This window comes from Arcticibacter pallidicorallinus, from assembly GCF_003002875.1.
In the GTDB taxonomy this organism is placed as follows: Bacteria; Bacteroidota; Bacteroidia; order Sphingobacteriales; family Sphingobacteriaceae; genus Arcticibacter; species Arcticibacter pallidicorallinus.
On the sequence record NZ_PVTH01000009.1, the window covers coordinates 57,344 to 71,457 of the forward strand.

Genomic DNA, 14,114 nt, shown 5'->3' on the forward strand with positions numbered 1-14,114 from the left:
AAACATTTGTATGGTATTTAACTAAATATTTGCTGTCGCCCACATGCCGTCCTCCGTCATATCGTCATATCACTTTGAGCCCTCATCCCGTACCCTTACAGTGGTTTTTCTTTCGGGCATGGTTTACGAATATCAGGGCGTGCCTGAATCTCTTTATGACGAGATGAAAGCAGTAAAATCAAAGGGGACTTTTTTAAACAAAAGAGTCAAGGGGGTTTATCCTTATCGAAAACTTACATGAAATTTATGGGGCAATTCTCTCCAGAACATCCTCGAGGCTTCCTTTAAACGGACCAGTAGATTCGATTTTCAGGGTCGCCATAGCCGCGCCAAACTTACCTGATTCCACACAGTCGAAATTTTTTGCTCTCTTATATAGATAACCGGCCATATACGTATCCCCGCATCCGGTTGCATCGACAACCTGATTAGGCTCGTAAGCGGGGATTTCGTAAAAGACGCCCCCTGTGTAAATCAACGACCCCTTACTTCCCAGCGTGACAATCACCTCATTGACGCCAAGCGCAGCGATGATCATGGCGCCCTCCCATATATCGTCGCAACTGGTAAGCACTGCCAGTTCAGCGTCATTGGCTTTCAGAATATCGACGAAGGGTAGTGCTTCGTTCTTTTCCGACCAATCAGTAGCCAGCACAGTCTCATCCTGAACAAGCCTTAGAAATCCCTGCACGTCGAGAGACACAATACCTTTCGCCGATAAGTACTTGATCAAAGAAAGCGGTATATCATCGCCCAACAGAGGACCCAGGTGATACATTCCGGCATCCACATCCAAAAAGGAGTTCATATCAAACGGATCTGCCTTTTGCAGTACCCGTTGTTTCCGGTTATCCTGATTGGTATCGTAAATATTCTCGAAATAGACGGTATGTCTGCTCGAAAGTGCGCTCACACTAATTCCTGCTGCCCGTAATTCGGACACAATATGCATTTCCGATTCCGCGATACCAGTAACCAGACTGTATCGGACATCAAGATTAGCCATTGCGTGCGAGAAGTAAAATGATGTTCCACCCGGCATGTGAACCTGGCCCGAGGGATTGACGACTTTATCCAGTGTAATGTGCCCAATACAGCAAATATCAATCATGTGCTTTCTTTATATCAAAAGGCTGTAAATGTAAGGATAAACTTATATCTAAAGACACCTCCTTAGCCTTCGAGGTTCCTGCGAATGTTCTCCCCTGCAAGAACAATGTCGCTACCGCTGGGAGCCTGGAAAATCTCCAGCTCAAAATGCTTCGCCGCTGCAAAAAGATGGTCGAATATATCCGACTGTATACCTTCATATTCTGCCCAGACAACAGTCGCCGTGAAACAGTACACTTCGATAGGAACGCCCCTGTCATCAGGCGGAAGTTGACGCACCATCAGCGTCATGTCTTTTCGAATATTTTTATGGTGGTTGAGGAAAGCTTGAGTATAGTGCCTGAATACACCGATATTGGTCATCCTTCGCCCGTTTATCAGCTCCGAAGTATCCACATCATGTTCCCTGTTAAATGTTGCGATCTCTTCCTCACGGCGTTCTATAAAGTCCTTGATCAAATAATATTTTTTGAAACGTTCACGCATTTCCGGATTGACAAACTTGATAGAGCGAATGTTGATATGCAGCGCACGCTTTATCCGCCGGCCGCCGCTTTCCTGCATGCCGCGCCAGTTTTTAAAGCTATCGGTTATAAAATAATATGTAGGAACCGAGGTCACGGTTTTATCCCAGTTACTTATCTTAACCGTGTTCAGGTTCATCGCTATCACACTTCCGTCGGCATTAAACTTGGGCATTTCCACCCAATCGCCAACCCTCACCATATCATTCGCGGAGATCTGCACACTCGCAACCAGGCCCAGTATGGTATCCTTAAAGATCAGCAGCACAATAGCCGTCATCGCACCAAACGCACTCAGGAAATAAACTGGAGACTTACCCATCAGAGTGGAGAGCATCAATATGCCAACAGCAATATAAATGACGATTCGAGCCAGTTGAAAATAACTCGCAATAGGTTTGCTTTTGAACAGGGGAGAGCTGGAAAGGATAAACTCCAGCGCTTTCAAAACAGACAAAATAACCTTTGTAATTACCAGGATAATAATAAGATCCAGCAGGATGATCACGCCCGGCAGCGCCTCGGGGAAATTGACAAACACCGCAGGAGTTAGACTTTTTACGATCAGCACGGGAATCAATTGTACCAGGTTGCTGAGTAGCTTAAACTCGATAATGATATCATCCCATTTAGTCGAGGTACGCTTGAAGAAGGAATGAATAAGGTTCTTCGTTATCCACTTCGCTATATACATAAACAAGAAGGCCAAAAGAACAATGATCACCAGGTTGCTGAATATTGCGATATAAGGAACGAACTGTCTCCCGACGCCCGAACGGATAAGAAATATTTCGAAGTAATGTTGCAGATCTCTCATTTTTTAACGGTAATGTATCCCATAAAATGCGTGCAAGTTACCCATTTTATGCTAAAGAGGCGGGGTGAAGGGGCCTTAGCATCAGCGGAGACCTCATCCGGTCAAAATTAATTTACTAATACTGAATAGCTTAAATGTTATTTAAAAAAAAGCAATAAAAGCAATTTGCAAATGAAGCGACTATTTGTACTTTTGTCGCGGAGAGTTGGCAGAGTGGTCGATTGCGGCAGTCTTGAAAACTGTTGACTGTAACAGGTCCTGGGGTTCGAATCCCTAACTCTCCGCAAAAAAAGCCTGTATTGTTGAAAAATGATACAGGCTTTTTTGTTTGGTATTTGATGAAGCCCCCGAACTATCCATACGACATTAGAATTTCGTTGTCAATGGTCCTATTAGAGAAGATCCTGACTAGAAAGCATCCCCTTTTATATGCAGGCGTATTTAAGGAGCCATGCAGCCCAGATGAAACAGGGTTTGCCAGTCCGCTTTCCTAAGTCTGCAGGTCAGCCACAGTGTATGCCGGGATGCAGACGGGAATCTGGAAGTAAGCTTGGGCGGGCTCAAGCCCAAACAAGATGTGAAAAAGGCTGTAGAATATCCTACAAGCGCATCAAATACCGGATACGCCTCATGGTGGTAGCCTTGCATTTCGGGAGGAATATCTGGTGTATCTCTGGATATTAGGATCTGGATGTGCACCGGACAATGGCGGCCAAACCTCTCCGCCTCATCAAAGAGGCTTACCCGAATCGCTCTATGAAGATGCAGGAGATGGGGTATGATGGGAACAGCTTGCTAAGGAACTTGAGCAAACTAATAGAGAAGCAACCAGAGCACCTTAGAAAGAGCACAACGCCGAAGGCAACGCCACCGATTTCCCGGCGACAAAAGATCTTTTTTAATCTCCAGATATAAATTTTCGCCGAGAATACTTATTATTGTTGATTACGACATGCCTATTGAATGAATAACACCTTCGTTGACCTGAACAATTGCAACATTGAGCCGATCCGTATACCAGGTCAGATACAGTCGCACGGGTTCCTAATTGTCATTGATCAAAATCAAATAATTCGTTTCTATAGCGAAAACATACACAATTATCTGAAGCTCCCGGGCGTTGCCCTGCTAGGACAACCCATTAGTTCAATCGAGCCGATTATCGGCAAAAACGAACCGCCTAATTTCATCAACCAGTTAATCGTATTTGGCCGTATAAACGGTTTTGATCAAACAAACCCATTTCAAACTGATATTCAGGGACAGGCATTTCATCTGATCGTCTCACAATCAGAAGAATATTTTCTTTTGGAATTTGAGCCATCTCATTCTGATTTGAGACTTGACATTCAGAAAATGGTGGGCAGATCTATTTCTGAGATGCTGGCGGATAAAAACCTGCAAAATCTGCTGAATAATACGGCGCAGCAGATCAAGAGCATAATCAACTATGACCGCGTAATGATCTATAAGTTCGCGGAAGACGGACATGGAGAAGTCGTGGCAGAAGCCAGGAACACTGACCTGGCTCCCTGGCTGGGATTACACTATCCTGCATCCGATATACCTCAGCAAGCAAGAGAATTATATAAGGTTAATTTAACAAGAATTATTGCTGACGTTCATGCAGAACCTTCTAAAATTCTCGGCGAGGAGCTTGATTCAGAAAAGAGTCTTGACCTCAGTAGCTCACAATTACGGGCAGTCTCGCCAATACACATACAGTACCTGAAAAACATGGGCGTATGCTCGAGCTTTAGCATATCTTTGATTTATCACAAAGAATTATGGGGCTTGATTGCCTGCCATAATTACAGTCCCCGCTTTATTAATTACAAGTCGCGGGAGTCGGCAAAACTTATCGGGCAGATCTTATCATCTGCACTTGAATTCAGACAGGACGAAGAAAACCAGAGCACCTACGAAAGGTACAAGGCAGCAGTTAGTGAGTTGTCCCGAAATATGTTGCAAAGCATGAGTATCGAAGACGCCCTGACGATCAGCGACATTACACTCATGGATGTGGCCGATGTAACCGGGGCAGTTCTTGTTTATGAAAATAATATTACAAAGCTTGGGGTAACCCCCGATACTGAGCGGTTGAGCAACCTGATCTCCTGGATCAATGAGACGGTTAAGGAACCGATCTACTACACTCAGGAGTTGTCGAAATTGTATCCGGAGGCCACAGCCTATAAACAGATGGCCAGCGGAATGTTTGTTTATACGATATCCAAAGAGCTGAGTGAATATGTCATATGGTTTAAACCGGAGCAACTGCAAACGATTCAGTGGGCGGGCAATCCCGAGAAGCCTGCAGAGGTTGATGTCCGAGATGGCTTACTCACCATCTCTCCGCGCAAGTCATTTGAAAATTGGGCGGAAACGGTGGTAGGAACATCAACGTCCTGGAGTAATTCAGAGATTAAATCCATACTTAGACTAAAAGGGGAGATTACCTACGCTATTAACCAGAAAGCGAGCGAGATAAGGATGTTAAATGAAAAGCTCAAGCAAGCCTACGAAGAGCTTGATACATTCAGCTTTACGATTTCTCATGATCTTAAGAATCCGCTGACGACTATCAAAAGCTACTCGCAGATTTTAATGCGCGACAAAAGTATGTCTCCAGAGTCTTTGAAGATCCTGGACCGGATAAACGCTTCTTCAGACAAGATGGATCAGATGATCAGAGAGGTCCTGGAATATTCGAGAATCGGCAAATCCGCGTTGACGAAAGTGCCTATCGATATTCAGACGCTGGTCGAAGAACAGGTTAGAGATCTCTCTGTAGCGTATGAAGCTTGTGATCTGGAAACAACCATCGGTGAAACCCCTGTTCTGCAAGGGGATCCGGTAATGATATCGCAGGTATTTTCTAATCTCCTGAGCAATGCTATTAAGTATTCACGCCGGTCAAATCCCGCGAAGATAAGTATTCATGGCAGCATTACGGATACAGAGATCGTTTACAGTATTACTGACAACGGGATCGGTATAGATATTAAACAGCTTCCAACGGTATTTGAACTATTCAAGCGAATGGATAATGCCAAGGACATCGAGGGTACCGGGGTTGGCCTTGCCATAGTGAAACGGATCGTCGAGAAGCACCAGGGCAAGGTATGGGTGGACAGTGAACTGGACAGAGGCTCTACTTTTTATCTTGCCTTTCGGCGCTAAGAAGTTGTTTTTAACCCAATCCAGCTCTTGAATTTTTTAAATGTATCGTTTGCGGTCTGGATGACAATGGCTTGTTCTTCTTGCCTGTCAACCTGCCGATCTATATTTGACTTGAATGCGTTCCACATTTCCTCTGTTTTTTCGCCATAACCGTCGAAGAATGACATGGATTCACCATCTCTCAGGTTGAGCTGTTTCGCGATCATTTTGCTGATGTAGAGTCCGCCTAGAGTAGAACCCTCCATGACGTATAAAGCGCCGATCGCCTGAAGCTTATCGTTCATTTCCGGAAGATATCGATCCGGTGTCAGTGCGGGTAGTGTCCCGCCGAGAGATAGAATGTCATTGGCAATGGCTTCTTTTTTTCTGCGCAGGTGGTGATCTGGAAGGTGCAGATCAGTTACGGCCTCCACCTTGGCTTCCAATCCACCAAAATAACTGTAAAATAGTTCGAGAATCCGGATGTAATCTCCTGAAGCGCGAATGTCTTTGATCATGGGGATCATCACCTTTTCAAGTGCCGCGTGCAGGTCTTTTGTTTCTTCTTTGAGCGTTATAGATAGCATGGTACAAAGATAAAAATTGTCGGTTGGTATCAAGAAACAAACCTTATTGTTACTTTAATAGACCTTATTAGCAGATTCTAAATCGTAAGTTTGACGCAGATGATGAATTTATCACATAACAGGATTTGGAAGGGCATTTTTTTAATGCTCTTCGCGATGTTCTCATTGTCTCCTTGTTCGGCAAAGCAAAGCGTTCTTCAAACGTTTGACTTAGAGTTTGGTAGAAACGCAAACAAGACTAAAGCGACCGGTAATATGATCAACGGTTGCAGCATTGTAAAGCACTCACGTGGCAAGGCGTTGGTAAATCCATCTGTCATTAAATTATTGCCGCATCACCAATCAGATCATGACACCGTGGAGCGGTCCGAAAGTGCTGTTATAGGTATTTTAGTTAATAACAGTGTCGGCATCAAAACAGCGGGCAGACTACCCCAATATATTCTATTTAAGCGATTTAAGGTTCATCTGGCATAGTAATCCTACGAGCTGATCATACTTTTAATCATTATTACAATAGAATTTCATGAGCAAATCTAGTTTTGCTGGCGGGCCTGCGGAGATGGCCGGCCTATTCACCTTATCGATTCGCCTGGTTATAGGCTGGACCTATTTTTCTGCTTTTTGGCGCAGGCTGATTCTCGACAATAAGCTTATACCTGACGAAGCAGGATATATCGGCGAAAAGTTCAACCATTTTCTGCCGAATGCTTTAGGCATAAAGCCGCTGATAGAATACCTGGTAACGCATCCCGAGGCGCTGCATAAGTCTATGGTGGCGTTTACCATTATTGAGGCGATCGTTGGGCTGTTGATTATTCTGGGAGTATTTACACGACTGATGTCTTTGGGGATATTCGCACTCGCAATGGGAATTCTTCTTGGCTCGGGCTGGCTGGGTACTACCTGCTTGGACGAATGGCAGATCGGGGTACTGGGTATTGCGGGCGGTTTTACCTTGTTCTTAACCGGAAGCGGTTCTTACTCGTTAGACAACTATCTTCTCAGGAACAAAGAAGGACTGCGAGCCAAACGCTGGTTTTCCTGGTTAGGCTCGGGAAATTTCCCGATCGCCAAGGTCAAGCCCTTTGTTTTGACCGTATCGCTGCTGATCTTTGGGCTCACGCTCTATACCAATCAGTTTTTCCATGGAGGTGTTTGGGGGCCTCTCCACAATAAGTCGGTTAAACCAAAGCTGGAAATATCAAACGTATCTTTAAGTAACAATGAACTTCGCTTTGAGGTCTACCGGACGGAGGGTGCAGATGTTTACGGCTCGTTCCTCATCGGCATAGAACTGATAAACGAGAGGGCTGAAGTATTGAAATCCTGGAATAATGTGGAGCTTTCCAGGTTTCCGGAAGCCGATATTCACAATCACTACGTTGCGAAAATTAAGCCTGGCAAACACGCTCTGATTATCCCTCTGGGGGCGAAAGCGGACCTCACACTAAATACTGCAGACATTGCTGACGAAATGGGCAAGGTACAGACACTTAAATTGGTGGATGTTAGCGGAATAGAATGGACAGCCAGGCTGAAATAATATTCATTTTTTTATTTAGATTAGCGTACAAACTAACCCATTCACAAATAACGCCATGCTGAAATCATTCATCTCCTTAGTCGGGATTACTACACTGGTACTGGGCACGCTCACCGGAAGCGGTGATAAAGATAGAGCAGCTCGTCCAGCTAAGTGTCCGGTTCCTGCAATGCCATCTTTTTCATCTCTGACAGCCAATGCCAAGTTGCCCGATCCTTTTTTGTTTATGAATGGTTCCAGGATGAAGAAGAGGAAAGACTGGGATTGCCGACGAGCGGAGATTGCAGGACTAGCACAGGAGTTTGTGTACGGATACAAGCCGGAGACGGCTTATGCCGCTACCACCGGATCATTTGCTGAAGACAAGATCACCGTAAATGTCAATGACAACGGCAAAACGATAGCATTTACTTGCTCAATAACTTATCCGAAGACGGGAAGTCAACCTTACCCGGCGATGATAGGAATGGGTGCCTCCAATCTCAATAACTCGGAGCTTCTCAAAATGGGAGTGGCTATTATCAATTTCCCGAACAATAAGATTGCGGAACAACTGAACGGAGGCTCGAGAGGGAAGGGTTTGTTTTATGAAATGTACGGTAGTGATCATTCCGCCTCGGCGATAATGGCCTGGGCCTGGGGGGTAAGTCGTCTGATCGATGCGCTGGAGAAAACGCCTGCGGCCGGGATAGATCCGGCAAGGCTTGGCGTTACGGGATGTTCAAGGAACGGAAAAGGTGCGTTGGCTGCCGGCGCTTTCGAGCAACGGATCAAACTGACGGTTCCGCAGGAGCCGGGTGCCGGGGGTGCTGCCAGCTGGCGTGTTTCTGATGCACAGAAGGCTGCAGGGAAAAATGTTCAGACACTTTCTCAGATAGTGGGGGAGAACGTTTGGTTCAGATCGGAATTCGGACTATTCGGGAAAGTGTCGGACAAGCTTCCGCTTGATCAGCATATGATAGCGGCGCTTTGCGCGCCAAGGGCTCTTTTGTTTCTGGAAAATACATCCATGGAATGGCTGAGCCCTGCGAGTTCCTGGATAACGGCGAATGCCGCACATAAGGTTTGGGAAGCACTAGGTATTCCGGACCGGATGGGATTTTCGCAGATCGGCGGTCATAATCATTGCGCCCTTCCGGATTCGCAAATGCCTGAGTTGAGAGCCTATGTCATGAAGTTTATGATAGGTAACAGCAGTGACGATACTGTTGTTATGAAAACAGATAGTGACGTTTCGCTGGATGATGGGAGATGGCTGGACTGGAGCGTGCCAAAGTTGAAGTGATATTGAGATTCAAGGAGGTATATTACTTAACTTTCCTCAGAATAGCGTGAGCCTTATCCAGTTGTTTATCTTTTCCCTTTCGAATACTTGAGATATCTGGCTTCACATATACGTCGATTTTAACTCCCACGCGCTGAGCACATATGCCATCCGGATAGTAAACTCCCAGACCCGAAAAAGACGCTGTGATTGCGCCCGGCAGATCGATACTGGTAGTGTTACCGTCCGCGCCTGCTGTCTGACTACCCAGGATGGTAACATTGGCAGCGCTCTGCAGAGCCATAACAACAAATTCTGAATTGCTTTGTGTGTATTCATCCACCAGAACAATTACTCTTCCTGAATAATGTTCGCCTTCGACGCTACCAATTTCTGTGGAGGGCTCAAGCAAGAAAGCGCCGGGTTTGAGCAGTGTTCCATGAGTGAACCGGACAAAAGGTGATACTCCTGACTTAATGTAATTTACAAGGGACTTTGTACGTCCGTTCGAGTCGTAGGTCAATTCGTCTGACGGATATCCTCTAAGGTCGATGATGAGGCCCTTGGTTTTTCCTAAACGATCAACCAGGTCGCGCAACTCTGATGCCTTGAAACTAGGTCCATGCACATAACCAATATTTCCCGGCATCACGAGCAATGTTGAGTCGTAGAAATTATGACTAAAATCAGTACTATACCAGTTCGTCAATGAGTATAGCTTTCCTTGCTGCCTTATAGTTTTGTACTTGCCACTACGTTTAGTTTTAACAACAAACCCGCTATCATTACTTCTCAACAGATAATCTCTTATCATATCTCTGAATCCGGCAGCGCTATTTGACGCAGGAACACGGTCGGAATATGTGTTAATCAGCTTCTTTATTTTTATTCCATTAATGGCAACGATTTCATCCCCCGGTTTAATTTTCTTCCCTAAGCCAAGCGTATCAGAATAAAACCCGGTAACGATCATCTTTCTTTTCAGCATCCGCGCTTTTACAGGGAATATATACTTGCCTTTAATCGCGTCGAGGACTCCGCTACTTATAAAAGCATGAGAATCTCCTGTTTTAGCTACTAATTTGGTCATCGCAATCGTGTATTTATTTACATCAGCTGCAGCAATTATTTCTGGCATATGTTGTCTCAGTGCGGATACCCATGCTTCAGACATTAAATCTCTATAGGGGAAAAAGTATTGGATAGCCGCCCAATACCTGCAAAGCGCCAGATATCGGAGACCTGCGTCGGGGTATATGGAGTTAAAGCTTTCTTCGTGGACGAAACGAGGACTTGGTCCATGAAGATTTACATAATAGTGATTGTCGCCGCAAGGTCTGGACCATGTCCTCAGTTTTTCCTTTAAATCAGCGGATAAGATCGTATTGGTAAATAAAGTACCGTAATCGGATGCAATGAGAACGCGGTCTCCATCGATTTTGAGTTCTTGTGTACAGGGACTTATCGCCTGTAAACCCCCGACCCATTTTTCAAGGACCTGAGACACTTCGGCCTGGCTTGTTGCTTGAATAACCAGAGGCAACGTACGTATCAGCTCATTGTCCCAATTATAACGACCCCTAGCTACCGCCGGATGATGATATTTGAGGTAGCCCCATAATTGACAAAGCACGTCAAGAGATGCAAGCGTGCGTTCATCTGTTGGTATAAAATCTATCTTTGACCCGCGTCTGAATTCAGTGTCTTTCCGGCTGGCAGTTGGGGGGATAACCCGGGCTTTATTAATAGGGGTATTATCTATATAGAGTCGTAAACTGTCTATCCAAATCTTTCCCTGCCCATTTAAGATAACGTGTGTGGATATACTACTACCGCCCACATCGTACGGAACACTAAGCATGTATTCCTTCCAGTCGGTCGTACCACCGGGTCCGTCGGCACCCAGGTCCTGCGAAACAATAACCTCTCTATTTTCGCCATTGATACTCAGATGAATGGTTACGCGACCTCTAACATCCTCTGTTTTGATATTAGCAATGAACATGAGCGACTTGCCTTCAAACTGTTGGCCTATATGACGATACAGATGGGCCTCTCCTGTAACCGCAGCTTTGCTTTCTATTCTAACACTATACTTGCCTTGCTTTCTCGTTAGACTATCAACCGCAATATTGTATTCTTTATGGTTGTCGTGGTATGACCAGCCGACAGGGACTTTATTTTCAGTAAGGACTTCCAGATTGCCATTAAAGTCAAATTGACACTGTGCCTCTACTACCCAAAAACACAAGACGACTAAGAAGTTGATTTTCATGTTACTAAAGATAGCTGCAAAACGAATGCGGCTCTTAATTTTAACATCCATTAACTAAAGGAGAAGGTTTAAGATTAGGTTTAGATGAAGATTGGCTTAGATGATCTTGGTTTAAACAAAAAATGCCACCTTTTTGAGGTAGCATTTTTTTGCGGAGAGTTAGGGATTCGAACCCCAGGACCTGTTACAGTCAACAGTTTTCAAGACTGCCGCAATCGACCACTCTGCCAACTCTCCGCGACAAAAGTACAAATAGTCACTTCATTTGCAAACTGAAACAGGGTAATTTTCGGCCTTTTTAATTAAACCATTAAAAATTAGCGCATTAATTTTCAATGGTGCCAGGGGAGTATTAGAACGTTAGTTTTTTAGGGTCTTTTCGAGCTTCATTTTCGCGATAATATAATCATAAGCTACATTCAGGTAATTATTCTTCTCGAGCTGGTAAGCATAGCTGCTTCGGGCAAGGTCTCCGATCAAGAGCCTGCCGTTATTATATTGTTCTTGAACGATCCGATAGGTGTCGGATGCCAGATCGTAGTTCTCCTTTGAACGGCGATATTTATTCCCCAGGAAAAGAATCTCGCGTTCGGCTTCCAGTCTATCCAATTGATTTTTGTTTTGCTGGGATTGATAGGCCAGACGGTTCGCCTCGGTTTGTAAACGGATTTCGGTTAGCTTTTTTGATCTTTCAATGCTTTCCGTAATGGGCAGACGAACGCCAAGGCTGATGAAACTATTCCCGTACCAGTTATCCCCTTTGAAGATCTCCAAATTATTGTCGAAGTAGCTTGCTCCGTAGTAGCCTCTCAAACTTATGGTCGGAAGAAAACCCTCCTTCGTGTTTCTGATCTGGGACTGTAAAAGATTTTCTTCCTGGCGGAGCTTTTTCAATGTTATGCTTTGAGCCTCAGATGTCGCGTTTCCTTGATAAAATGAATACAAGCTTTCTATGCTGTCTGTTAATTCGATGGAGATAACATCTGAGGGCTCGTATCCCATCAAAAGCATGAGTTCTGCCCTGGTTTGCTGCAAGATTTTCTGAGCTTCCTCGAAACGGTTGAATGCGTTATTGCGATCGGCTTTAACCTGATTCAAGTCCGCCTGGAATAGCCTGCCTGCTTCAAACTGCTCGATACTCATCTTCCACACATCATGAGTGGCCAGTGTATCGTACGCAGCGAGTTTCAGCTGCTCTGTAGCGATTACCGTTGCCGCATAAGCTTGATCCAGGCTATAGCGCAGATCGTTTTCCTCCAATTCCTTTTCCGTCTTTCGTATCTCAGCCTGGAGGCGGGATTCCGCATAGTCAGCGCGCTTCTGGGGGTTGAAGATATCTACGTCGGCGTTTAGGCCTGTATTTGATGTCCACTTTGTAGTGAACCGGAGGGGTATCAACTCGCCTGGAACTGCGTCAGGACGGAAGGCATTAGCAGGGACCGGAGTGACCGGAATGATCAGATTCCGCTGTGTATTGAAGTCGCCGTAAATCTGAGGAATGCGTCTCGATCTTGTTTGTGCGACCTGCGTATCAGCTATGCGAATATCAAGATCTTTGATTTTCAAATCAGGGTTATTTTCCGCTGCAATCTTTCGTGCTTCTTCAAGAGATATCCTGAGAATCGTCGGGGAGGTCTGAGCGTATATAAATGCAGACAAAAATAACGCCGCTAATGTGAATATTTTTTCTTTCATCTGTCTAAACTAAAATATGGAAGCAGGCTCCAGACGACTGATTTTGATAACTGCGAAGAGTGAACCTCCGACCGACATAAACAAGGTAAAGCCGAATAGCAGCAGGGAAAGTGGCCAGTCGAACTCCAGCGTTAGGCTTGAATTGGAAACGGCAGCTTTGAATATCAGCAACAAAGCGAAGGCAATACTAAATCCGATGACGGCGAAGAGGAATGCCTGCGTCAGGATGAGCTTGCTGACGTAACCATTAGTTGCGCCGATTGCTTTCAGTGTTCCGTAGTCGACTAGCCTGTCTAACGCTGAAGAATAAAGAGTAAGGCCGATGATGAAGAAGCCGCTTACGGTTGCGAATATGATTAGCGAGCCAAAGCTGACTCCCATATTCGAGGAGATCAGAATTTCGGAGTATGTCGCTTTTTTCAGATCCTCCGCGTTCCATGCTCTTACTCCATAGAAGGTTGCATTTATACGGTTAATAACCATTGCAGGATCCGCGTCGGCTTTTATTTTGACGACGATGGCATTGACCTTATCTGAAGGAAGATCAGAGAAGTAGCGTACGTTGTCGATACTGGTGTACATATTGTCGCCGCCAAAGCGCTGCGCATTGCGGGTTATCAATCTGGATATGGCCTGTTTTTTATTTAGCTCGAAAGTCTGCCCCTTTTCCGGAGGGATACCAAAGGTTTTGGCGTTGAAATATTCAAGAGTTACAGCGCTGCTTTGAGTCAGATCGGTCAAACTTCCCTCGAGAATCTTTGAAGGGCGGGGACCTGCGATGAAGGCAGGACCGTCGCTTCCAATCAAATTGACCGCCCCGGTTTTACCGTTAGGCAGGGTGATGCTTGCGTTTGCAACAAGAATGCTGTGGCTACTTTCAACGCCATCGATGCTTTTTACCTGCTGAGCAATTCGGCTGTCTATGCGACTCAATACATTTACATTTTGAGTGATGTTGTCAATTACCCAGATATCGCGGGGACCTGCATTGGAGTTCTCAACTAACGCAGTCATCAGGCCGGTCAGAAACCGTAACGTAGCCAACTGCTGACCGATCAAAAAAATACTAATTACGATACCTACCAAGATGCCGACGCTCTTGGGACGATCAAATTTCATGAATTTAAAAGCGGT

The 14,114-nt window shown here is 45.1% G+C and carries 11 protein-coding genes and 2 tRNA genes; 6 read left to right on the forward strand and 7 right to left on the reverse strand.

The annotated features are described in order from the left end of the window. The first annotated feature begins 43 nt into the window (after positions 1–43). Positions 44–241, forward strand: a complete 198-nt coding sequence (locus B0I27_RS17920; RefSeq protein ID WP_106294363.1) for a KTSC domain-containing protein — start codon at positions 44–46, stop codon at positions 239–241. 3 nt (positions 242–244) lie between these two features. Here the strand turns inward: B0I27_RS17920 and B0I27_RS13850 are convergent, their stop codons facing one another. Continuing rightward, the gene (locus B0I27_RS13850) at positions 245–1,111 is read right to left on the reverse strand and encodes a PfkB family carbohydrate kinase (protein ID WP_106294365.1); all 867 of its coding nucleotides are present in this window, start codon (positions 1,109–1,111) and stop codon (positions 245–247) included. Between the two features lie 62 nt (positions 1,112–1,173). Then, positions 1,174–2,451 carry a mechanosensitive ion channel family protein gene (locus tag B0I27_RS13855; protein ID WP_106294367.1) on the reverse strand — a complete coding sequence of 426 codons (1,278 nt, stop codon included), beginning with the start codon at positions 2,449–2,451 and terminating at the stop codon, positions 1,174–1,176. A 199-nt stretch (positions 2,452–2,650) separates the two neighbouring features. Between B0I27_RS13855 and B0I27_RS13860 the strand changes: the two genes are divergently transcribed. Both B0I27_RS13860 and B0I27_RS13870 read left to right on the forward strand, forming a co-directional pair. Next, positions 2,651–2,735: transfer RNA gene (locus B0I27_RS13860), tRNA-Ser, on the forward strand. Between the two features lie 679 nt (positions 2,736–3,414). Beyond that, a complete protein-coding gene (locus B0I27_RS13870) occupies positions 3,415–5,634 on the forward strand; it encodes an ATP-binding protein (protein ID WP_106294371.1) in 2,220 nt (739 codons plus the stop codon). Here B0I27_RS13870 and B0I27_RS13875 read toward each other — a convergent pair. Further along, positions 5,631–6,200 carry a biliverdin-producing heme oxygenase gene (locus B0I27_RS13875; RefSeq protein WP_106294373.1) on the reverse strand — a complete coding sequence of 190 codons (570 nt, stop codon included), beginning with the start codon at positions 6,198–6,200 and terminating at the stop codon, positions 5,631–5,633. The two genes, B0I27_RS13870 and B0I27_RS13875, sit on opposite strands and share 4 nt — an antisense overlap. A gap of 99 nt (positions 6,201–6,299) precedes the next feature. Here B0I27_RS13875 and B0I27_RS13880 point away from each other — a divergent pair, with 99 nt between their 5' ends. The 3 genes from B0I27_RS13880 to B0I27_RS13890 are packed head-to-tail and all read left to right on the forward strand — an operon-like array spanning position 6,300 to position 9,031. Further along, on the forward strand, positions 6,300–6,677 hold the full coding sequence (locus B0I27_RS13880) for a hypothetical protein (RefSeq protein WP_106294375.1): 378 nt from the start codon (positions 6,300–6,302) through the stop codon (positions 6,675–6,677). Positions 6,678–6,726: 49 nt separating this feature from the next. Further along, positions 6,727–7,746, forward strand: coding sequence for a TQO small subunit DoxD (locus B0I27_RS13885; RefSeq protein WP_181276790.1), 1,020 nt, complete (start codon positions 6,727–6,729; stop codon positions 7,744–7,746). 55 nt (positions 7,747–7,801) lie between these two features. Then, the gene (locus B0I27_RS13890) at positions 7,802–9,031 is read left to right on the forward strand and encodes a glucuronyl esterase domain-containing protein (RefSeq protein WP_106294377.1); all 1,230 of its coding nucleotides are present in this window, start codon (positions 7,802–7,804) and stop codon (positions 9,029–9,031) included. A gap of 22 nt (positions 9,032–9,053) precedes the next feature. On the opposite strand, the gene B0I27_RS13895 is transcribed toward B0I27_RS13890, so the two are convergent. From B0I27_RS13895 to B0I27_RS13910, 4 genes are all read right to left on the reverse strand, one after another. Further along, positions 9,054–11,285: a S41 family peptidase gene (locus tag B0I27_RS13895; RefSeq protein WP_181276791.1), complete on the reverse strand. Its 2,232-nt coding sequence runs from the start codon at positions 11,283–11,285 to the stop codon at positions 9,054–9,056. A gap of 152 nt (positions 11,286–11,437) precedes the next feature. Continuing rightward, a tRNA-Ser gene (locus tag B0I27_RS13900) sits at positions 11,438–11,522 on the reverse strand. 123 nt (positions 11,523–11,645) lie between these two features. Next, positions 11,646–12,980, reverse strand: coding sequence for a TolC family protein (locus B0I27_RS13905; RefSeq protein ID WP_106294381.1), 1,335 nt, complete (start codon positions 12,978–12,980; stop codon positions 11,646–11,648). A 9-nt stretch (positions 12,981–12,989) separates the two neighbouring features. Beyond that, positions 12,990–14,099, reverse strand: coding sequence for an ABC transporter permease (locus tag B0I27_RS13910; protein WP_219905026.1), 1,110 nt, complete (start codon positions 14,097–14,099; stop codon positions 12,990–12,992). Between the last annotated feature and the right edge of the window lie 15 nt (positions 14,100–14,114).